Origin of the sequence: Curtobacterium sp. GD1, assembly GCF_020882855.1 — a bacterium.
Taxonomy (GTDB): Bacteria; Actinomycetota; Actinomycetes; order Actinomycetales; family Microbacteriaceae; genus Curtobacterium.
This window is the reverse complement of sequence record NZ_JAFEVQ010000007.1, coordinates 90,035-110,958: the sequence shown is the minus strand read 5'-3', so window position 1 is coordinate 110,958 and position 20,924 is coordinate 90,035. Positions and strand designations below refer to the sequence as shown.

21 protein-coding genes are annotated in these 20,924 nt (G+C 72.5%); 13 read left to right on the top strand and 8 right to left on the bottom strand.

The annotated features are described in order from the left end of the window. Window positions 1-48: 48 nt before the first annotated feature. The gene (locus JSX79_RS05710) at window positions 49-489 is read left to right on the top strand and encodes a DoxX family protein (protein WP_229085421.1); all 441 of its coding nucleotides are present in this window, start codon (window positions 49-51) and stop codon (window positions 487-489) included. 104 nt (window positions 490-593) lie between these two features. On the opposite strand, the gene JSX79_RS05705 is transcribed toward JSX79_RS05710, so the two are convergent. Beyond that, window positions 594-1,757, bottom strand: a complete 1,164-nt coding sequence (locus JSX79_RS05705) for an NAD(P)-binding domain-containing protein (RefSeq protein ID WP_229085420.1) — start codon at window positions 1,755-1,757, stop codon at window positions 594-596. Between the two features lie 158 nt (window positions 1,758-1,915). Between JSX79_RS05705 and JSX79_RS05700 the strand changes: the two genes are divergently transcribed. Further along, the gene (locus JSX79_RS05700) at window positions 1,916-2,137 is read left to right on the top strand and encodes a DUF3073 domain-containing protein (RefSeq protein WP_070417000.1); all 222 of its coding nucleotides are present in this window, start codon (window positions 1,916-1,918) and stop codon (window positions 2,135-2,137) included. A gap of 325 nt (window positions 2,138-2,462) precedes the next feature. On the opposite strand, the gene purM is transcribed toward JSX79_RS05700, so the two are convergent. After that, the gene (gene purM, locus JSX79_RS05695) at window positions 2,463-3,557 is read right to left on the bottom strand and encodes a phosphoribosylformylglycinamidine cyclo-ligase (protein ID WP_070417001.1); all 1,095 of its coding nucleotides are present in this window, start codon (window positions 3,555-3,557) and stop codon (window positions 2,463-2,465) included. A gap of 73 nt (window positions 3,558-3,630) precedes the next feature. On the opposite strand from purM, the gene purF reads away from it, so the two are divergent. Beyond that, window positions 3,631-5,088 (top strand): amidophosphoribosyltransferase, encoded by a 1,458-nt coding sequence (gene purF, locus JSX79_RS05690; protein ID WP_070417002.1) that lies wholly within the window; start codon window positions 3,631-3,633, stop codon window positions 5,086-5,088. Window positions 5,089-5,174: 86 nt separating this feature from the next. Here the strand turns inward: purF and JSX79_RS05685 are convergent, their stop codons facing one another. Further along, window positions 5,175-5,570, bottom strand: a complete 396-nt coding sequence (locus JSX79_RS05685) for a hypothetical protein (protein ID WP_229085419.1) — start codon at window positions 5,568-5,570, stop codon at window positions 5,175-5,177. A gap of 107 nt (window positions 5,571-5,677) precedes the next feature. Here JSX79_RS05685 and JSX79_RS05680 point away from each other — a divergent pair, with 107 nt between their 5' ends. After that, on the top strand, window positions 5,678-8,251 hold the full coding sequence (locus JSX79_RS05680) for a helix-turn-helix transcriptional regulator (RefSeq protein WP_229085418.1): 2,574 nt from the start codon (window positions 5,678-5,680) through the stop codon (window positions 8,249-8,251). A gap of 376 nt (window positions 8,252-8,627) precedes the next feature. On the opposite strand, the gene JSX79_RS05675 is transcribed toward JSX79_RS05680, so the two are convergent. Continuing rightward, the gene (locus JSX79_RS05675; RefSeq protein ID WP_071294508.1) at window positions 8,628-8,990 is read right to left on the bottom strand and encodes a sterol carrier family protein; all 363 of its coding nucleotides are present in this window, start codon (window positions 8,988-8,990) and stop codon (window positions 8,628-8,630) included. 57 nt (window positions 8,991-9,047) lie between these two features. On the opposite strand from JSX79_RS05675, the gene purD reads away from it, so the two are divergent. Both purD and JSX79_RS05665 read left to right on the top strand, forming a co-directional pair. Next, complete coding sequence (purD, locus tag JSX79_RS05670) at window positions 9,048-10,316, top strand: phosphoribosylamine--glycine ligase (protein WP_229085417.1); 1,269 nt, start codon at window positions 9,048-9,050, stop codon at window positions 10,314-10,316. Next, the gene (locus JSX79_RS05665; RefSeq protein ID WP_229085416.1) at window positions 10,313-11,182 is read left to right on the top strand and encodes a phosphoribosylaminoimidazolesuccinocarboxamide synthase; all 870 of its coding nucleotides are present in this window, start codon (window positions 10,313-10,315) and stop codon (window positions 11,180-11,182) included. The genes purD and JSX79_RS05665 overlap by 4 nt, the downstream gene beginning before the upstream one ends. A 664-nt stretch (window positions 11,183-11,846) precedes the next feature. Here the strand turns inward: JSX79_RS05665 and JSX79_RS05660 are convergent. Next, window positions 11,847-13,040, bottom strand: a complete 1,194-nt coding sequence (locus JSX79_RS05660; protein WP_229085415.1) for a GAF domain-containing SpoIIE family protein phosphatase — start codon at window positions 13,038-13,040, stop codon at window positions 11,847-11,849. Between the two features lie 138 nt (window positions 13,041-13,178). Here JSX79_RS05660 and JSX79_RS05655 point away from each other — a divergent pair, with 138 nt between their 5' ends. The 5 genes from JSX79_RS05655 to JSX79_RS05635 are packed head-to-tail and all read left to right on the top strand — an operon-like array spanning window position 13,179 to window position 17,085. Continuing rightward, entirely contained in the window at window positions 13,179-14,114 is a 936-nt protein-coding gene (locus tag JSX79_RS05655) for an ABC transporter ATP-binding protein (protein ID WP_229085414.1), read from the top strand. After that, a complete protein-coding gene (locus JSX79_RS05650) occupies window positions 14,111-14,881 on the top strand; it encodes an ABC transporter permease (protein WP_175473755.1) in 771 nt (256 codons plus the stop codon). Before JSX79_RS05655 ends, JSX79_RS05650 begins: the two co-directional genes overlap by 4 nt. Window positions 14,882-14,904: 23 nt before the next feature. Beyond that, complete coding sequence (locus tag JSX79_RS05645) at window positions 14,905-16,128, top strand: sensor histidine kinase (RefSeq protein WP_229085413.1); 1,224 nt, start codon at window positions 14,905-14,907, stop codon at window positions 16,126-16,128. Then, window positions 16,125-16,751 carry a response regulator gene (locus JSX79_RS05640; protein ID WP_229085412.1) on the top strand — a complete coding sequence of 209 codons (627 nt, stop codon included), beginning with the start codon at window positions 16,125-16,127 and terminating at the stop codon, window positions 16,749-16,751. The genes JSX79_RS05645 and JSX79_RS05640 overlap by 4 nt, the downstream gene beginning before the upstream one ends. A gap of 10 nt (window positions 16,752-16,761) precedes the next feature. Then, a complete protein-coding gene (locus tag JSX79_RS05635; protein ID WP_139199461.1) occupies window positions 16,762-17,085 on the top strand; it encodes a hypothetical protein in 324 nt (107 codons plus the stop codon). A gap of 61 nt (window positions 17,086-17,146) precedes the next feature. On the opposite strand, the gene JSX79_RS05630 is transcribed toward JSX79_RS05635, so the two are convergent. The 3 genes from JSX79_RS05630 to JSX79_RS05620 form a co-directional block, all read right to left on the bottom strand. Beyond that, on the bottom strand, window positions 17,147-17,962 hold the full coding sequence (locus tag JSX79_RS05630) for an AraC family transcriptional regulator (protein WP_070417011.1): 816 nt from the start codon (window positions 17,960-17,962) through the stop codon (window positions 17,147-17,149). A 121-nt stretch (window positions 17,963-18,083) separates the two neighbouring features. Beyond that, entirely contained in the window at window positions 18,084-18,701 is a 618-nt protein-coding gene (lepB, locus tag JSX79_RS05625; protein ID WP_229085411.1) for a signal peptidase I, read from the bottom strand. Next, on the bottom strand, window positions 18,698-19,261 hold the full coding sequence (locus JSX79_RS05620; RefSeq protein WP_229085410.1) for a hypothetical protein: 564 nt from the start codon (window positions 19,259-19,261) through the stop codon (window positions 18,698-18,700). The genes lepB and JSX79_RS05620 overlap by 4 nt, the downstream gene beginning before the upstream one ends. Window positions 19,262-19,415: 154 nt before the next feature. On the opposite strand from JSX79_RS05620, the gene JSX79_RS05615 reads away from it, so the two are divergent. Further along, the gene (locus tag JSX79_RS05615) at window positions 19,416-20,285 is read left to right on the top strand and encodes a VOC family protein (protein WP_071294466.1); all 870 of its coding nucleotides are present in this window, start codon (window positions 19,416-19,418) and stop codon (window positions 20,283-20,285) included. Window positions 20,286-20,327: 42 nt separating this feature from the next. Beyond that, complete coding sequence (locus JSX79_RS05610; RefSeq protein ID WP_071303490.1) at window positions 20,328-20,894, top strand: GNAT family N-acetyltransferase; 567 nt, start codon at window positions 20,328-20,330, stop codon at window positions 20,892-20,894. Window positions 20,895-20,924: the final 30 nt, after the last annotated feature.

Sequence of the window (20,924 nt, the reverse complement as noted above, 5' to 3'; positions counted from 1 at the left end):
CCCCGGACGGGGGTGGATGATGACGCGTCACCGGTTAGCTTCGACGGCATGCGAACGACATCGACCTCCATCGGCCTGACCGTGCTCCGCATCGTCCTCGGCGTGGTGTTCATCGCCCACGGCGCCCAGAAGTTCGCGCAGGGGATCGGCTCCGTGTCCCAGGGCTTCTCCGGCATGGGCGTCCCCCTCGCCGAGGTCGCGGCGCCCCTCGTCGCCGGGCTCGAACTCGTCGGCGGGGTCTTCCTCGTGCTCGGCGTCGCGACCCGGATCGTCGGCGTGCTGCTCGCGGTCGACATGGTCGTGGCCGGCCTGCTCGCGCACGCGTCCGCGGGGTTCTATTCGCAGGACGGCGGGTTCGAGTACGTCCTCGTGCTCGCGGTGGCGTCCCTCGCGGTGGCGCTGACCGGGCCGGGGCGGTTCTCGCTCGACGCCGTGTTCCTGCTGGCCTCGCGCCGGCGTCGTGGCGTCGAGGAGCCCCTGCCCGCCTGACGCCGGCGCCAGTGTGCGAGGTTCCGCGCTCGGTGGGACGGCCTCCGCCCCGCACCGGGCGCGGAACCTCGCACGGTGCGTCGGCGAGGTCGCACCGTGCGAGGTCAGTCGGACCCGACCGCCGGCGCCGACCCCGCATCGTCACCCGCGAGCACGTCCATCACCTGCCGGGCGATCCGCCGACCGGCACGGTTCGCCCCGATCGTCGACGCCTGCGGCCCGTACCCCGCGAGGAACAACCGCGGCTGGTCCACCGACCGACCGTCCTCGACCACGATGCCCCCGGCCGCGGTCCGCAGGTGCAACGGCGCGAGGTGCCGCAGGTCCGCACGGAACCCGGTCGCCCAGATCACGGCGTCGGCGTGCACGTGCTCACCCTCGGCCGTGACCACGCCGGTCTCGTCGAGCCGGGTGAACATCGGCGAGTCCTGCAGCACACCCCGCTCGAGCCCGGCACGGATCCGGCGCGACACTGGGACACCGGTGCCGGAGACGATGCTCGGCAGGGTCTCCCCCGCCCGGGCGGCCCGGTCCTGCTCGTCGACCGCCGCCACCGCGGACTCGAGGTCGAGCGCCGCCGACTCCGACCACACCACCGGCCGCCGGGTGAACCACCGGGTCCGCGCGGCGACGCCGTCGAGCTCGAGCAGGAACCCGATCGCGCTGGTGCCACCGCCGACGACCACCACGTCCTGACCGGCGAACTCCGCCGCACTCCGGTACTCCGTCGTGTCCAGCTGCCGACCGCCGAAGGCATCGCGACCCGGGTACCACGGGACGAAGGGCGTGCCCCACGTTCCGGAGGCGTTCACGACGACCTCGGCGCCGATCCGGCTCGTGCGCCCGTCGGCGGTCCGGACGGTGACGCACAGGCCTCCGGACGCTCCGGGGCTGTCCCCGATGCGCGACACGGACGACACCGAGACCGGACGACGGACCCGCAGGTCGTAGTGCTGCTCGAAGCGCCGGTAGTACTCGCCGACGACGTCCCGCGCCGGTCGCGACCGGTCCGCGTCGTCGAACCGGAGGCCCATCGCGTTCATCCCGGGCAGGTCGTGCACGCGGTGCGCGGCTCCGAGGCGGAGGGCCTCCCACCGGAACTGCCAGGCTCCACCCGTGCTCGGCGCCCGGTCGAGCAGCACCAGATCGCTCCCCGGCGTCAGGCCGAGCCGGCGGAGGTGGTATCCCACCGAGAGGCCGGCCTGACCCGCGCCGATCACCACGACCCGGGCGTGCTGGTCGGCCGGGGCCTGCGCGTCGTCTGTCATCACTTCGATTCTGCTGTGGGCGGGGCCGTCGCGGCGACGTCCAGATCGGGGTACATGGTAGAGTGATCGGCAGATTTCAAACCACGAAACCGTTCGGTTCCCCGGGTGACTCCTCTCCCGCCAGGACCGGACCAGAGCCGATCACGAGGGGGTCACGCATGGGGCGCGGCCGTCAGAAGGCGAAGCACACCAAGGTCGCCCGGGAACTGAAGTACTTCAGCCCGGAGACGAACTACGGTGCGCTCGAACGAGAGCTCTCCGCCGGGCAACACTCGGACGAGAACTCCTACGTCGACCGCTGGGCAGACCAATACGGTGATGACCAGCTCGAAGAAGACGACGAGTTCGAACCGCAGCAGGACCAGAACAAGTCCGCCTGACCCAGGCTCGATGACGACGCCGCGCACCCTCCGGGGCAGCGCGGCGTTTCGTCGTGCGTGCCGCCCGGTGCCGCCCTGTCGCCGTGCCGCCCGCGTCTGACGTCGGCCGGGGCCCCGCGGACCCGGAACGACATCCTCGACGTCGTACGACAGCGACGATGTCGCACCCGCGCGCCCGCAACGACCCACTCACGCAAAGAACGACCACCCCGAGGTCGCACGACCTGCCGCGCCCGTTCTGCCCCGGTCGCACGAACTGCCGCCCGGAAGGAGTCCGGACGGCAGTTCGTGCGACCTCGAGCCCGCGCGGCCCGCGCCCCCGCGCTCAGCCCGCGTACGCCCCCACGAGCCGCACCGCGCCACCGTCGACGCCCTTCGCGCCCTGCTCGAACCCGTCGAGGTCACGCGCCGAGGTCGAGATCGTCCCGACCGCCCACGACGGCAGCCCGGCGGCCCCGAGCGACGCGATGACGTCCGACGCCGCAGCGGCCGACACGACCGCGAACATGCCGATGCCGAGGTTCCAGGTGCCCTCGGTGTCCTCGATGGGCGTGCCCGCCATCGACGCGAGCACACGGAAGACGGGGAGCGGCTCCCACGTGGAGCGATCGACCTCGACCCAGGACCCGACGGGCAGCACGCGCGCCAGGTTCGCCGCGATGCCACCACCCGTGACGTGCGACAGCGAGTGCACGGCGCCCGGGTGCTGCTCGATGAGCGACAGCAGCGGCGTCGTGTAGAGGCGCGTCGGCTCGAGCAGGGCTTCCCCGACGAGGCCGCCGAGCTCCGGCAACGAGTCGGTGTACCCGACGCCGCGCGACGACAGGATGTGCCGCACGAGCGAGTACCCGTTGGAGTGCAGCCCGGAGGACTCGATCGCCACGACGACGTCGCCGTCCTGCACGAGGTGCGCGCCGAGCTGCGACCCGGCCTCGACCGCACCGACCGCGGCACCGGCCACGTCGTAGTCGTCCGGCCCGAGCAGCCCGGGGTGCTCCGCCGTCTCGCCCCCGACCAGCGCGGTGCCGGTCTCCGAGCAGCCGCGGGCGATGCCGGCGACGATGTCCGCGATGCGCCCGGGGACGACCCGGCCGCAGGCGATGTAGTCCGTCATGAAGAGCGGCTTGGCGCCGACCACGACGATGTCGTCGACGACCATGCCGACGAGGTCCTGCCCGATCGTGTCGTGCTTGTCGATCGCCTGCGCGATGGCGACCTTCGTCCCGACGCCGTCGGTGGAGGTCGCGAGCAGCGGCCGTGAGAAGTCCTTCAGGAACGAGACGTCGTAGAGCCCGGCGAAGCCACCGACGCCGCCCATGACCGACGGGGTGTGGGTGGCCGCGACTGCGGACTTCATGAGTTCGACGGCCAGGTCACCGGCGGCGGTGTCCACTCCGGCTTCGGCGTACGGGTTGGGCATGCTGAGTCCTTCGCGGTGACATGGCAGACTTGTTCGGTACCCCCCGATTCTACGGTCTGGAGCACACCCGCGAATGTGCGGCATCGTCGGCCTCGTTGCACAGGGCCCCGCCAACCAATCCATCTACGACGCACTGCTCCTCCTGCAACACCGGGGACAGGACTCGACGGGCATCGCCACGGTCGAGGGTCACATCCACCACATGCACAAGACCCGCGGTCACGTGCGGGAGTCCTTCCGCACCCGTGACATGCGCGCCCTGCTGGGCACCATGGGCCTCGGGCACGTCCGGTACGCCACCAAGGGTGCCGCCAGCAACGAGGAAGAGGCCCAGCCGTTCTACGTGAACGCGCCCTACGGCATCGTCCTCGTGCACAACGGCAACCTGACGAACACGCGGGAACTCACCCGTGAGCTGTTCGACATCGACCGGCGGCACCTCAACACGAGTTCCGACACCGAGCTGCTGGTGAACGTGCTCGCGCACGAACTCCAGGGCCAGGTGCGCGGCAAGGACCTCGACCCCGGGCAGGTCTTCGACGCCGTCGAGCGCGTGCACGAGCGGGTCGAGGGCTCCTACGCCGCCATCGCGACCATCGCCGGGCACGGGCTGCTGGCGTTCCGCGACCCGTTCGGCATCCGCCCGCTGATCCTCGGGCACAAGTTCGACGAGGCCGGCAAGCCGGAGTGGGTCGTCGCCTCCGAGTCCCTCGTGCTCGAGTCCGGCGGCTACGAGATCGTCCGCGACGTCGCCCCCGGTGAAGCGATCTTCATCGAGATGAACGGCCAGATGCACGCCCGTCAGTGCGCGAGGAACCCGCGCCTGGTGCCGTGCTCGTTCGAGTACGTCTACCTCGCCCGTCCCGACTCCGTCATGAACGGCATCTCGGTCTACGACGCCCGCCTCCGGCTGGGCAACCGCCTGGCGGACACGATCGCGCAGTACGCCCCCACGGGTGACATCGACGTGGTCATGCCGATCCCGGACTCGAGCCGCCCGGCCGCGATGCAGGTCGCGCAGAAGCTCGGCATCGAGTACCGCGAGGGCTTCTACAAGAACCGCTACGTCGGCCGCACGTTCATCATGCCGGGGCAGGCGGAGCGCAAGCGGTCCGTGCGCCAGAAGCTCAACGCGATGTCGTCCGAGTTCAAGGGCAAGAACATCCTCATCGTCGACGACTCGATCGTGCGCGGCACCACGAGCCGCGAGATCGTCGAGATGGCCCGCGCCGCCGGTGCGAACGAGGTCACGTTCACGAGCGCCGCTCCCCCGGTCCGGTACCCGCACGTCTACGGCATCAACATGCCGACCCGCGCGGAGCTCATCGCCCACGACCGGAAGATCCCGGAGATCAACAAGGTGCTCGGCAGCGACCACCTGATCTACCAGGAGATCGGCGACATGCGCGACGCGATCATCGAGGGCTCCGACGTCACGGACCTCGAGATGAGCTGCTTCACGGGCGAGTACGTCACGGGCACGGTCAGCCCGGAGTACCTGTCCTGGGTCGAGGCCAACCAGCTCAGCTGAGCGACGGTCGCGAACGCGACCCAGCAACGGACTGGAGGCGCGGTGCCAGCTGGCACCGCGCCTCCCGTCCGTTCGTCCGGTCGCGTCTACCGCGCCTGGTCGCCGTGGTCCTCGATCTCGCCGTCCACCGTCTCGGGCGGCAGCTCGACCTCGACGCGCTCCGCCGTGAGGCGAGCCGCACGGCGCGAGAACACGCGGTCCAGGACGACGGCGACGACCGCGCCGACGAAGGCGCCGATCGTGACGCCCCACAGGCTGAAGTACCCCACCAGGCTGCCGAAGCTCGCGGTCTCCTGCGTGTCCCCGCGGTCGATGTCCATGGTGAGCGACACCACGATGAGCGTCGCGATGAAGCCGAGCACCGCACCGCCCACGATGAAGACGCCGAACTTCGGGGCGCGACGGATCGTCACCTCGTCGGAGGAGGAGGCGGCGTTCGGCGCCGGAGCCGGTCGTTCGTCGGGTCGATCGGTGTTGCTCACGGTCCCATTGTCCCCCACTGTGGGACGTGCTCCGGTCTGTGCGGCCAGGTCGATCCGGGAGAGGATGGTCCCTACCGATCGGTATCCACGGGGAGGAGGTACGGCAGATGCGCGAACGGACCACTCGTGGTTCCCGGATCCCGGCGCGGATCGGCTGGCCGATCCTCCAGCGTCGCGAGGAGGACCGAGCCGTCTCGGTCGTCGCCGAGCACCGGTGGAGCGTCGCGCTCGTCGGGGCTCCCGGTCTCGGCAAGAGCTCGGCGGCGGTGCGGGTCACCGACCGCGTCTCCGGGCGTGACACCTCCGGCCGGACCCTCGTCGTGCCGATCACCGCCGTCGCCGCCAGCCGCTCGATGCCGTTCGGCGCGGTGGCCGAGCGCTTCGGGGAGCTCCCCGGGTCGCTCGCCGAGCTCGTCGGTGCCGGGGGTGCCGAGCAGCGCCTCCGCGAGAGCGAGGAGCTCACCGATCGCGACGTCCTCCTGCGCGTGGACGACGCCGACCACCTCGACGCGATCTCGGCGCGGTACGTGGCGTGGCTCGTCCGCGAGCAGGGTGCCCGTCTCGTGCTGACGTGCCGCGACTTCACCGCGCTCCCCGAACCCCTGCGCGCCCTGTGGCAGGACGACCTGCTGGAGCGCATCGACCTCGAACCGCTCGACCTGCACGAGACCTCGTCCCTCATCGCCGAGGCGCTCGGTGCCCAGCTCGAGACGGCGTCGGCGGAGCGGGTGCACCGCGCCACCGCCGGCAACCCGCTCTACATCCGCGAGGTCGTCCGGTCCGCACTCGCCTCCGGTGCCCTCGACCAGACCGCGACGGGCTGGTACTGGCGGGGCCGGGTGACGGCGTCGAACAGCCTCGCCGACATGTACCGGACCGAGCTCGGCTCGCTGCCGGAGGACCTCCGCGACGTGGTCGACATCGTCGCCCTCGCGGACCCGATCCCCCTCGCGCGGCTGATCGGGCTCGTCAGCGGCGGGGACGTCGACCGGGTGGTGGCGCTCGGCCTCGTCCGGATCGACTCGCTCGACGACGGCGCCGCGGTCGTCCGTCCGTCGCACCCGCTCGTCGGCGAGGTCGTCCGGGCACTCGTCCCGGTCGCCCGGCGCACGGCGCTGTTCGCCCGCGCCAACGCGTTCCGCACCGACCGCCCCGAGGGCGCCCCGCCGGCGGCCCGGCTCCGTGCCGCGCTGTGGTCGCTGGAGTGCGGCGTGCTGCCCCCGGTCGACCAGTTGCTCGACGCCGCCCAGGTCGCCGTCCGGCTGCAGGAGCACGAGAGCGGCATCGCCCTCGCCTCGGCGGCCCTGCGCACCACGCTCAGCCCGAGCGAACGGGTCGCCGCGCACTGCCTGCGGTCGCTCGCGCACTCGTACAGCACTGGTCGCGAGGCCGGTCGCGCCGACGCCGAGGCCGCCTGGGCCGTGGTGTGCTCGGCCCCGACCGAGGTCGACGACCACGCCGTGATCGAGGCGTGCGAGACCCTCGCGAACATCCGGCAGTTCCACGACGACGACGTCCTCGCCGCGGTGGCCCTCACCGACGTCGCCGCACGGTTCGTCTCCGGCGACGCCGTCGAACGGCTCCGGCTGCTGCGGCTCGCCCACCTCGGCTGGGGCGGCAGCTTCGACGAGGTCCGTGCCGAACTCGAGCGCTCGGGCATCGTGCACGCGGCGACGGTGCCGTTCGCCTTCCTCTGCCTGGCGCCGTGCGCGGTGATGGCCCTCGCGACCGGGGGCCGGCTGGACGAGGCGGCGGCGTTCGGCCGGGCCTGCCTGGCGACCGCGGTCGAGCACCTCGAGGACGCCCCCTGGAGCGTCGGCGAGATCGTCTCCGTGCTGCACCAGCTGCAGGTCTGGCGGGGCGACATCGCCGACCTCATCACCGAGGTCCCGGTCCGCCGGTCCAGCCCCTACCTGAAGTACGACTTCACGCTCGAGCTCATCGGCGAGGGCAACCTCGCGCTCGGCCAGCGGCGCTGGGACGACGCCATCGCCGCGTTCTCGGCCGCCTGCGAGCGGTACGACGTGGCGGACCACGGCGGGTTCGCGGCCTACCCGTGGGCACGGCTCGCGATGTCGTACGCCTACGCCGGCCGCGCCGAGGAAGCGTCCGCAGCGCTCGAACGCGCCCGGTCGACGCCGCTCCGGGCGATGCGGATCATCGGCGAGCAGATCGCGGTGACGATCGCGTGGACCGAGGCCGTGCTCGGCAACCCGGCGGGCCTGCGGCACGCGGACGACATCATCGAGCGCGGGACGGCGAGCGGGTCCTGGACGCACGTCATGTACGCGCAGACGCTGCACTACACGAACGACATGCTGAACGGGCGGGACTCCGCCGCGTCCCTCGAGCGGATGCGCGACGCCGCCACCCGGGTCGACGGACCGCTCGCGGGAGCCATCGTCGAGTACGCCGAGGCGATCCGCGCCGACGAACGGACCCGGATCATCGCGGCCCAGGGCGTGCTCGCGTCGCACGGGATGGCGGTGTCGGCCGGACGGGTGAAGCCACCGCTGACCAACCGCGAGTACGAGGTCGCGGAGCTCGCCGCACAGGGCATGAGCAACCGTCGCATCGCCGAGGTGCTCGGCCTCAGCGTGCGCACGATCGACGCCCATCTGTCGCGGGTGTTCACGAAGTGGGACCTGCACGCGCGCACGGAGCTCGCCGAGCTGCTCTGATCGGCGAGTCGTCCGGGCGCAACCGCGCCTCCGGAAGCCGCAGGTTCGTTGCGGAATGCAGCACGACTCGCCGGAACGGTTGACAGGATGTACGGAATGTCGCGTACCTTTGACCCTGTCGCCGGGTTCGGACCCGTTCGGGTCGGGTCCGAATCCCGGCGACTTCTACGGTATTCGCCGTGTCGGTGACGTCACATCAGTAGGTACTACCTAATTCGGTGAGGCCGACTAAGTACTTGCGTCCGTATGGACCAGGAGGCGCGGGGCGGGCTGGCACCGTTCCTCCCGTCTGGCACACGCGACCGTCTGCTGGCTGCTCCGCGACCGTCTGCTGTCCCGCTTCGGGGCCGTCTGCTGTCCCGTGTCGGCGGCCGTCTCAGACGGCCAGACGCACCGGCAGGAAGTCCGTCAGGTCCGCACGTGACCCGGACGCGCTGACGCGCGACTGCGCGACGGCCTCGTCCCAGCGCAGCTCGCCGGTGGCGAGCGCGAGCCACGTGGCCGCGTCCGTCTCGACCACGTTCGGCGGCGTCCCACGGGTGTGTCGGGGACCGGGGACGGCCTGGACCGCCGCGAACGGCGGGACCCGCACCTCGACGCTGTTGCCGGGCACGTCCTCCGCGAGGCGCTGCAACGACCACCGCACCGCGGTCGCCAGGGTCGGCCGAGCGGTGGCCCCCTGTTGCACGGCGGTGAGCGCGGCGCGGCCCTCCGCGTCCTCGATCCTCCTGGGTGGCATGTCCACAGGCTAGCCGTCGCATCGCAACGGGCGAGTCGGGATCGGTAGGGTGATCGGGTGCGAATCCTCGTCCTCGGTTCCGGTGCCCGCGAGCACGCGATCATCACGGCCCTCCTCGCAGAGCAGGCCGGTCACGTCATCACCGCAGCGCCGGGCAACGCCGGCATCGCGGCCGACGTCGAGACCGTCTCGATCGACCCGACGAACGGTGCCCTCGTCGCCGAGTACGCGCTCGAGAACGGTGTCGAACTCGTCGTCGTCGGTCCCGAGGCGCCGCTCATCGCCGGTGTCGCCGATCCGGTTCGCACGCGGGGCATCCCGGTGTTCGGTCCGAGCAAGGCCGCCGCGCAGCTCGAGGGCTCCAAGGCCTTCGCGAAGCGGATCATGTCCGAGGCGGCGGTGCCCACCGGGCGCCCGGTGTACGCCGGCACCGTCGACGAAGCCGTCGCCGCGATCGACGAGCTCGGCGCCCCCTACGTCGTGAAGGCGGACGGGCTCGCCGCCGGCAAGGGCGTCCTCGTGACCGAGGACCGCCAGGCAGCGATCGACCACGCCACCTACTGGCTGCAGCACGGCCACGTCGTGGTCGAGGAGTTCCTCGACGGCGAAGAGGTCTCCCTGTTCTTCCTGAGCGACGGGCACGACGTCCGGCCGCTCAGCCCCGCACAGGACTACAAGCGACTGGGCGACGGCGACGTCGGGCCGAACACCGGTGGCATGGGCGCGTACTCGCCGCTGCCCTGGCTCGCCGACCGCTGGGCGTCCGAGCAGGCCTTCGTGGACGAGGTCACCGACCTGGTCGCGCTCCCCACCGTCCGTCGGCTCGAGCACGAGGGCACGCCGTTCGTCGGCCTCCTCTACTGCGGACTCATCGTCACCGAGCAGGGCGTCCGGGTCATCGAGTTCAACGCGCGCTTCGGCGACCCGGAGACCCAGGTCGTCCTCCCCCGCCTGGCGACCCCGCTGAGCGGGCTGATGCTCGCCGCGGCCACCGGGCAGCTCGGGGGCACCCCGGCGCCGTCGTTCCGCGACGAGGCCGCCGTGACGGTCGTGCTCGCGAGCGAGGGCTACCCGGAGAACCCGCAGACCGGTCGGCCGATCACCGGGATCGACGCCGCGAACGCGCGCGAGGGGGTCTCCGTCGCGCACGCCGCCACCGGGGTCCTCGACGACCAGCTCGTCGCGACCGGCGGGCGGGTGCTGAGCGTCGTCGCCACCGGGTCCTCCTTCGCCGAGGCCCGCGACCGCGCCTACGCCGGCCTGGGCGACATCACGCTCGCGGGAGCACAGTTCCGCACCGACATCGCCGCGAAGGTCGCCCGATGAGCCCGGCGCCCGTCCTCGACGGCTGGCAGCACGTCTCCTCCGGCAAGGTCCGCGAGCTCTACGTCCCCACCGGCACCGCCGACGTCGCGAGCGCCACCGAGCTGCTCCTCGTCGCGTCCGACCGGGTGAGCGCCTACGACTTCGCGCTCGAGCCGCCGATCCCGGGCAAGGGCGAGCTCCTCACCCGGCTGTCCCGCTTCTGGTTCACCCAGCTGGCCGACGTGCCGAACCACCTCATCGCGCCGTCCGCCGGCGGGACCCCGGTGCCGTCGTCGGTGGCATCGCGTTCCATGCACGTCATGCCGCTCGAGATGTTCCCGGTCGAGTGCGTCGTCCGCGGGTACCTCGTCGGCAGCGGGTGGGCCGAGTACCAGCAGTCCGGCAGTGTCTGCGGCGTGCCCCTCCCCGCTGGTCTGTCGAACGGCGACCAGCTGCCCGAACCGATCTACACGCCGGCGTACAAGGCGCCGCACGGTGAGCACGACGAGAACATCTCGTTCGAGCAGACGGTCGACCTCGTCGGGTCCGACGTCGCGACGCAGCTGCGGGACCTCTCGCTCCGCGTCTACTCCGAGGCGGCGGCGATCGCGCTCGACCGCGGGGTGGTCATCGCGGACACGAAGTTCGAGTTCGGGCGTGATGCCTCGGGGCAGATCCGGATCGCCGACGAGGTCCTGACGAGCGACTCCAGCCGCTACTGGGACGCCCGGTCGGGGAACCGCACGGAGTCGTTCGACAAGCAGATCGTCCGGGACTGGCTCAGCGCGAACTGGGATCGGCAGGGGACGCCGCCGGTGCTGCCCGAGGCGATCGTGGGGCGGACGGCCGAGCGCTACCGCGAGCTCATCGAGCGCCTGGGCGCGTAGCGCCCGCGCCGGCGCGGGCGCGCGCGGCGCCGCGAGCGGGCACAACACGCCGCTCACGTCCGCCGAGGGGGCACGAAGTGCCGCCCGCCGGCGCCGAGCGCGACAGAACGTGCCCTCTCGGCGCCTGACCCGCGCGACCGCCGGACGGGAGGCGCGGCGACAGGCCGACCCGCGCCTCCAGGCCGCACGCACGCCGGACGACCCGCGCGCGGGCACAACACGCCGCTCACGTCCGCCGAGGGCGCACGAAGTGCCGCCCCGCGGCGACGAGCGCGACAGAACGTGCCCTCTCGGCGCCTGACCCGCGCGACCGCCGGACGGGAGGCGCAGCGCCAGGCCGACCCGCGCCTCCAGGCCGCACGCACGCCGGACGCCCCCGCGAACGAGCACAACACGCCGCTCACGTCCGCCGAGGGGGCACGAAGTGCCGCCCGCCGGTGCCGAGCGCGACAGAACGTGCCCTCTCGGCGCCTGACCCGCGCGACCGTCGGACGGGAGGCACGACGCCAGGCCGACCCGCGCCTCCAGGCCGCACGCGCGCCGGGTGCCCCCGCGAACGAGCACAACACGCCGCTCACGTCCGCCGAGGGCGCACGAAGTGCCGCCCGCCGGCGCCGAGCGCGACAGAACGTGCCCTCTCGGCGCCCCGCCCGCCCGCGCCCCGTCAGTCGCGCGCGACGACCACGACCGTCAGGTCGTCCCCCGGGTCGTGCGTCGCCGCACGCGCCCGCACCCGCCCGAAGAACACGTCGAGCTCCGGCGCGTCCCGCCACATCGCCCCGAGCGCACCGAGGGACGCGAGCGTGGAGTCCCACAGCTCGAGCGCCCCGTCGCTCACGACGATGAGGACGTCCCCGCGCTCCAGCTCGAGCGTCCCGGTGACCCGCGCGGCACCGACCGGGTGCAGCCCGATCGGCAGGTCGTACGAGCGCAGCACGGTCTCGGTGCCGTCCGAGTGCAGGTGCAGCACGAGACCGTGCCCCGCGTCGGTGAACTCCATCCGCCCGGTCGAGGTCGTCAGGCGGCCGTGGAACAGCGTCGCGAAGGACTCGGCACGACCGAGGTCCGGGGCGACCTGGGCCTCGAGCGCCGCCACGGCATCGCGGGACGACGAGGTCCCCCGGGCGAGCAGCGCGCCACGGATGGTCGCGGCGAGGAGCCCGGCGGACATCCCCTTGCCCATGACGTCGGCGACGGTCACCGAGAGCGACGCCCCGTCGACGTGCCAGTCGTGGAAGTCACCGGACACGACCCCGTGCGGCTTGGACATGCCGCCGACGCGGTACCCGGGCAGGTCGACACCGGCCGGCTCGAGTCCAGCGAGCACCGAGCGGAGACGGTCCTCGTCGGCGCCGGCGGCGAGCTCGCGCTCCGCCCACACGCCGAGCTCCTGCAGCAGCGCGAGGTCGTCGTCGTCGAGCGTGCGCGGTGCCGGGTCGATGAGGCAGAGCGTGCCGACCTTGACGTCGTCGTCGCCCACCCGCAGGGGCACCCCGGCGTAGAACCGCACGTTCGGGTCGTCGACGACCATCGGCATGTCGGAATACCGGACGTCGGCGCGGGCATCGGGGACCACGACGGGGCCGTCGACCGCGAGGGTCCGGCCGCAGAACGTGTCGTGCAGCGGGATGGTCGGGCCGAACACCGTGTCGCTCTGCTGCGACTTGATGAAGACCTCGGACTCCCCCGCGAGGTTGAGGAACGAGCCGGTGACGCCGAACGCCTCGCGCGCGATCCGCGTGATCCGTTCGAAGCGTTCCTCGGGCCCGCCCTCGACCACGTCCAGCGCGGCGAGGAGCGCTGCCCGCCGGACGGCGTCCGTGGCGGGTCGGTCGGTGACGACGGGCTCGTGGTGCATACACCCACGCTAACGCGCCTACCGGACAGTGGCCGTCCCCAGTACGGAGGACGCCGGGGTCGGCCGTGACAGATGTCATGCCCGATCCGTGACGCACGGCAGAGGGGCACGTCCGCACGCAGCGTCAGGCTGTGGACCATGAACGACACACCGGTCATCCAGCTCCGCGACCTCCGCAAGCGCTTCGGCGCCGTGGCCGCGGTCGACGGCGTCGACCTGACGATCCGTCCGGGCGAGGTCGTCGCCCTCCTCGGCCCGAACGGCGCCGGCAAGACCACGACCGTCGACCTGGCGCTCGGGCTGTCCACGCCGACGACCGGCCAGGCCCTGCTCTTCGGCGAGGAGCCCCGCGCCGCGGTCGTCGCCGGCCGGGTCGGCGCGATGCTCCAGGGCGGCGCACTCCTGCCGGACACGACGGTCCGGGACGCGGTCGCGCTCGTCGCCGCGGCACACCGGCGTCCGATGCCGGTCGACGAGGCCCTCCGGCGAGCGCGGTGCACCGAGATCGCCGGACGCCGGGTCAACAAGCTCTCCGGCGGGCAGCTGCAGCGCGCACGGTTCGCCGTCGCCGTGGTCTCGGACCCGGACCTCCTGGTGCTCGACGAGCCGACCGCGGCGATGGACGTCGAGGCCCGGCACACGTTCTGGTCGTCGATGCGCGAGTTCACCGACGCGGGGCGCACGGTCGTGTTCGCGACGCACTACCTCGACGAGGCCGACACCTTCGCCGACCGCATCGTCATCATGCGCGCCGGCCGGATCGTCGCGGACGGCACGCCCGCCGAGATCAAGGCGATCACCGCCACGCGCGCGGTCCGGTTCTCCGGGCTCGGCGCCGACGCGCACGTCGCGTTGCGCGGTCTGCCGGGAGTCGTCTCCCTGGAGGCGCGGCACGACTCCGTCACGCTCCGCTCGGACCGCAGCGACGACACCCTCAGGGCCCTGCTCGCCACGTTCCCGCAGGCGCACGACATCCAGGTGGTCGCCTCGACCATGGACGACGCCTTCCTCGCGCTCACCGCCGACCCCGCCGCAGCTCCCACCGACACCGCTCCCGAAGGAGTCCTCGCATGACCACCGCCACCGCCTCCGGCCGCCTGCCGATCCGCTACGTGTACCTCGAGACGAAGCGGCAGCTCCGCAACGTCCGCGCGATGGTCTTCACCTTCGCCGTCCCGGTGATCATGCTGCTCGTGTTCGGCTCGGCGTTCGGTTCCCAGACCGACCCGACGACACACCTGCAGTACCTCACCGTCACGACGCTGCAGATGGCCTCGTACGGCGCGATGATGGCCGCGCTCAGCCAGGCGTTCGCGATCGTCAACGAACGGTCGATCGGCTGGAACCGGCAGCTCCGCGTGACGCCGCTGTCCGGGTGGGGGTTCATGGTGTCGAAGGTGATCGCCGCGATGGCCTTCTCCGCGGTGTCGATCGTCATCACGGTGCTCGTCGCGACCGTGGTCCTGCACGCCTCGCTCGACCCGCTGCACTGGTTCGCCGCCGGGTTCGGCATCTGGTGCGGGGTGATCCCGTTCGCCCTCATCGCGATCCTCATCGGGCAGTTCGCGAAGCCGTCGTTCGCGCAGCCGCTCTTCATGGTGGTGTTCATGGGCCTGGCGATCCTCGGCGGCCTCTGGGTCCCGCTGTCGGTGATGCCGGGCTGGATGGGGAGCGTCGCGCACCTGCTGCCCTCGTACTGGCTGAACCGGATCGGGCAGATGGGCGCCGGTGCGACCGGGTCCTCGGGCATGACCGAGCCGGCGATGGTCCTGGCGGGCTGGGCGATCGTCCTCGCCGCGGTGATCGTGTGGCGCTACCGCCGCGACGCCGCACGACAGTGACCGACGGTCCTACGCTGGCACCGATGTCCGAGGCGACCAGCACGACCGAGGCGCGCGGTGCGGAGCACGCACCACGCGCCTCCAGGTCGTCCCGCCCGTCACCGCGATCGTTCCCGTGGGCCGTCCCACCGGGCGCGAGCGACGACGACATCCGCGTCGGGCGGCGCCGCTGGTACACCGGTGCGGTGTTCGCGCTCCTCTGGCAGGTGCTCGAGATCATCGCGGTCTGGGGCGACGGCCGGAGCCTCCGGGCGCACGTCCTCTCCACCGTGGCCCTCGCCGTCGTCTACGCCGCGTACCTGTTCGCACCGGAGCTCATGTGGCGACGGAGCCTGCGCGGACGAGTGGTGGTCCTCGCCGGGGTCGCCCTGCTCGCGGGGCTGCTGCTGTTCGTGGTCGGGCCGCTCGCCGTCTGGACCTGGCTGCTCGTCGCCGCACTGTCCGGGTTCGTCGCGGAACGGTTCTGGGTCGCCGGCGTGGTCGTGCTCGCGATCCTCGGCGCACAGTTCCTCGTCGCCGCGAGCACCGGCTGGGACACTGCGGTGAACAGCGGCATCCTGTTCGCCCCGGTCATCACCGTGTCCGTCGGAGCGTCGATGCTCTTCTTCGGCCGGCAGCGCGAAGCGGAACAGCGGCTCGGCGTCGCGCAGGACGAGATCACCCGGCTCGCCGTCGTCGAGGAGCGCGCACGGTTCTCCCGCGACCTGCACGACGTCCTCGGCCACTCGCTCACCGTCGTGGCGATGAAGTCCGAGCTCGCCGCACGGTTGGTGGACGTCGACCCGGCACGGGCGAAGACCGAGATGCAGGACGTCGAGCGGCTCTCCCGCGAGGCCCTGCAGGGGCTCCGGCGCGCGGTGAGCGGCTACCGCGAGGCCGACCTCGACGCCGAACTCGTGTCGGCACGGGCGGCGCTCGAGGCCGCGGCGATCGACGCGGTGCTCCCCCGCGACGGCGACGCGGCGGCCGACGACGTCCGGAGCCTGTTCGCGTGGGTCCTGCGCGAGGGCGTCACGAACGTCATCCGCCACGCGGCAGCCAGTCGGGTCCGGGTCACGCTCACCCGGTCCGCCCTGACGATCGAGGACGACGGCACGGGTCTGCTCGACCCGGACGCCGCTTCCACCACCCCGGGCAACGGGCTGCGCGGGCTCCGCGAGCGTGCCGACGCCGTCGGGGCGACCCTGACCACCGGCACGAGCGACCTGGGCGGCTTCCGGCTGCGGGTCGAGAGGAACCGACGATGACCGAGACCATCCGTGTGCTCCTCGCCGACGACCAGGCGCTCGTCCGCGGTGCGCTCGCGTCCCTGCTGTCGCTCGAGCGGGACATCGAGGTCGTCGCCCAGGTGGCCCGCGGCGACGAGGTGCTCGAGGCAGCACGGTCGTCCGGCGCCACCGTCGCCCTGCTCGACGTCGAGATGCCCGGCGCCGACGGGCTCACCGCCGCCGCTGCCCTCGCCCGCGCGCTGCCCACGTGCCGATCGCTCATCGTGACGACGTTCGGCCGGCCCGGGTACCTCCGGCGCGCGCTGGAGGCCGGGGCCGCGGGCTTCGTCGTGAAGGACACCCCCGCCGAGCAGCTCGCCGACGCCGTCCGACGCGTCGCGGGCGGGTTCCGGGTCGTCGACCCCGTGCTCGCCGCGGAGTCCCTCGCCGCCGGCCCGTCCCCGCTCACCCCGCGGGAGACCGACGTGCTCATCGCCTTCCGCACGGCGCCGACCGTGGCCGGGGTCGCCGGGTCGCTGCACCTGTCCGAGGGCACGGTCCGCAACCACCTGTCGTCCGCGATCGGGAAGACCGCCGCGCGCAACGCGACCGAGGCGCTCCGGGTCGCGGCGGACAACGGCTGGCTGCTCGGGACGGCGTAGCCTTGCCGACGTGCTCCGACGTGTCGCCCCCGTGTTCGTCCTCGGCGTCGCCGCGGCCCTGACGCTCACCGGCTGCGGTGCGCACGACTCCACCGGGCAGCTGTCCGTGACCGTGTCAGCCAACGCCGCGGACCACCCCTACGAGGTGAAGGTCTTCACCGCCGAGACCGGGAAGCTCTCCGAGCACCAGCGGGTGTTCCCGGGCGGCACCGCGGACTTCGCCGGGGTTCCGCTGGGCAAGGTGACCGTGCGGGCGAACGAGCTCTGCCCGCAGGAAGCGACCGTGTCGAACGGCGAGGTCGCGACGGTCACGCTGACGACGACGGGCTGCTGACGCACAGGAGGCGCGGTGCGGGTCGGACCCGCACCGCGCCTCCTGTGCGGGGTCCGGCTGGTCAGCCCTCGGAACGGCCCGACCGCCGGAGCGTCTGGTGCGGACTCTCGCCGAACCGCTGCCGGTACGAGGCCGCGAACCGGCCGAGGTGCGCGAAGCGCCAGCGCCGCGCGATGTCGCGGACCGTCACGACCCCGCCCCGGCGGGACGTGAGTTCGAGGTGCACGCGGTCGAGGCGGACCTCGCGGAGGTAGCGCATCGGCGTCACGGCGAGGCGCCGGCGGAACAGGTCCTGCAGACCCCGTTCGCTGAGCTCCGCGCCGGCGGCGATGTCCGCGACTTCGAGGTCCTCGTCCGCGTGGTCGTGCACGAAGCGGATGGCGCGACGCAGCCGGTGCTCGACGTCGGAGCGGGACCGGGTGAACGTCGACAGCACGACCGTGGCCACCCGCCGGTTCAGCGCTGCCCGCTCGGTGGCGTCGAGGTCGGGGTCGAGGATGCGGTCGGTCACCTCGCGCAACAGCGTCAGCAGGGGCTCGACGCCGGGGTCGGCGGCGTCCGGTTGCACGAACTCCGACGGCTCCTCGGCGTCGCCGAGCATCGCGGGCGCGACGTGCAGGAGCGTCATCGCGGTCGCGTCGGTGTCGAACGCGTACGCGACGGGCGCCGACAGCATCATCGGTCGTCCGGGCCCGACGTCCCACTCGCTGCCGTCGTCGGCGGTCAGCGTCGCCCGGCCGTTGGCGAGCACGAAGACGACGTGGTCGGGGCGGGGGCCGATCGTGCCGGCCTGCGGCCCACCGGTGCGGATCTTCCGGAGGGAGACGTGCTCGTCGCCGCCGGAGCGGTAGTCGAACGGCTGGTCGGAGGACGTCACGAGAGCCTCCGTTCGACGATCCGCGCGCCGGGTCCGGCGGGCCACCGAACGCTACCGTGACCGTCCGGCGCACGCGAGACCCCCGTCCGCGTCGCGCAACGGGTCGGCCGTTCGCCGTCGATCACGGGTCCGGGACCGCGTCCCAGACGTCGCCGTGCCGTGACAGCACCGTCCACCGCGACACCGGCCAGGTCGTGACGAACGCCCGACCGACGACGTCCGACACCGGGACGGTCCCGTGCGCCCGGGAGTCGGCGGAGTCGTACCGGTTGTCGCCCATCACCCACAGCCGGCCCTTCGGCACGGTCACCGAGAAGTCGGTCAGCGCGACCCGGTCGGAGCCGGGCTGCAGCACGACGTACGACTCGTCGACCGCGTGACCGTTCACCGACAGGCGCCCCTGCGCGTCGCAGCACGACACGGTGTCGCCGGGCAGGCCGATCACCCGCTTGATGAGGTCGTTCCCCTGCCCGGGCCCGAGCCAGCCGCCCGGGTCCTCGAAGACGACGACGTCGCCGCGTCGGAGCGGCACCACTCCGGGGACGAGTTCGTTGACGAGCACCCGGTCGCCGACCAGGAGCGTGTTCGCCATCGACAGCGAGGGGATGAAGAACGACCGGACGAGGTACGACTTCACCAGGAAGGACGCCAGCAGCGCGACGACCACGATGATCGCGAGGTCACGGAGGAACTTCCAGCGGGCACGCCTGCGGGGCTCGGCGACGGCTTCGTCGCTCAATGCGTCAGCACCACCTTGACGACACCGATGACGAACGCGACGGCGGCGAGCACGATGCCGCCCCAGAGCCCGAGGAACGTCGGCCGCTTGCCGCTGAACCGCTGCATGAACACACCGACCATGCCGATGCGGACCACGAGGATCACGAGCGCGGCCGTCTGCGCCCACGACGCGGGCAGCCAGCCGATCCACGCGACGGCGTACAGCACCGCGGGGATGAGGCCGGACGTGGCGATCGGGTTCGCGTTGCGGACGATGGTGACCACGGACTCGCGACGGACGTCGTCGGACGCGTCGTCGTCCCCGAGCCCGTGCGCGACCAGGTGCGACAGCACGTGCGCGAGGTACGTGAGCACCGCGGTGCCGAGGACCGCCCACACCGCCGAGCCGTGGTGGATCGCGGCGGGGTCCACGGCGATCGCGGCGGCGAGCACGGTGATGTTGCCGTAGACGTACGACGACATCCGGTCGCGCATCTGCTCGATCGGCAGGTCGCGGCGGTCCGGACGGCCACCACCGCGGCCGTCCGCTCGGTCCGGCAGTCGTCGTGTGCGTGGCATCCCTCCATCTTGGCCCTGCCCGGGGCCGCGCAGCCGACAGGACACCGAGTGCGATGGCACGCGCCGTGCTCGCGATGGCACACGCCACGTGTGCGATGGCAGACGTCACGCCCATTTGGTTGACGCGTCAACCAAATGGGCGCACACTGGTCGCATGACCACGCAGGACCTCCTCGCCGCCGACACCTCGATGGGCGCCGTGACGCTCCGGGTCGCCGACCTCGACCGCATGATCGGCTACTACCGCGACGGCGTGCGGCTGTCCCTCCTGTCGAACGAGGGCGGTGTGGCGGTGCTCGGGCGGGGCACGACCCCGATCGTCATCCTCGAGCACGCGCCGTCGATGCAGCACGCCGGGCCGCACGACGCCGGCCTGTTCCACACCGCGATCCTGTTCGACACGAAGGCCGACCTGGCCGCCGCGCTCTACTCCGTCGCGACCCGGTACCCGCAGACCTTCACGGGCAGCGCCGACCACCTCGTCAGCAACGCCTTCTACTTCACCGACCCCGAGGGCAACGGCGTCGAGCTCTACTGGGACCGCGACCGCACCGAGTGGTCGTGGACGCACGGCATGGTCGACATGGCCACCATCTCCGTCGACCCGAACGCCTTCCTGCAGGAGCACCTCACGCAGGACGCCCTCGACGGCGCAGCAGCACGCCCCGGACGTGTCGGCCACGTGCACCTGTCGGTCGGGGACGTCGCCACCGCCGAGGAGTTCTACGTCGACCGGCTCGGCTTCGCGACCACGGCCGGTTGGGGTGAGGCGCTGTTCGTCAGCGCCGGCGGCTACCACCACCACATGGCGATGAACACGTGGAACTCGCGCGGGGCCGGACGTCGCCAGCTCGCGCTCGGACTCGGTCTCGTCCGGATCGAGGTGCCCGGCGCGGACGACCTCGGCGCCCTGGTCGAGCGGATGCACGACTCCGGGGTGCGGTCGGCGGACGACGGTCGGACGGTCGCCTTCGAGGACCCGTGGGCGAACCGGATCGAGGTCACGGCGCCGGGTCGCGGCTGACCCCACCGCACCGGGACGGACGGTCTCCGGCAGGATGGACCCGTGACTGAGGACATCCGGTGGGAGGTGGTCGAGGAGAGCACGCTGTCGCTCCCCGACCACGAGGCGATCGCAGCGCTCCTGGGGCAGGCGTTCCCGGACTGGTCGCACTGGTACGTGGGCGGCCGCAGCTGGGCGGGCATGCAGCCCGAGCGGCGCGTGCTCGCCCGTGACGCCGACGACGTCGTCCTCGCCCACGTCGGGATCCGCCGGATGTTCATCACCGTCGGCGGCCGGGACGTCCTCGTCGGCGACACCGGCCTCGTCGCGGTGTCGCCACGACTGCAGGGCACCGGCAAGGGCCGCGACCTGATGGAGCGTGCGCACGCCGTGCTCGAGGGGCTGGCGGTGCCGTACGGGTTCCTCGGCGCCGGCGAGAACCGGGTGCCGTTCTACGCGAACCTCGGCTGGCACGTGTTCGACGACGTCGTCGCGGACTACACGGCCTTCACGGCCGAGGGCGCCGGGCTGCCGATGACCGACCAGGGCGGCTGGATGGTGCTCCCCGTGGCCGAGCGGCTCGAGGACTGGCCGGCCGGCCCGATCTGGCTGAACGGCCAGCAGGTCTAGGGATCGCACCGGACCTGCGCAGCAGGACGA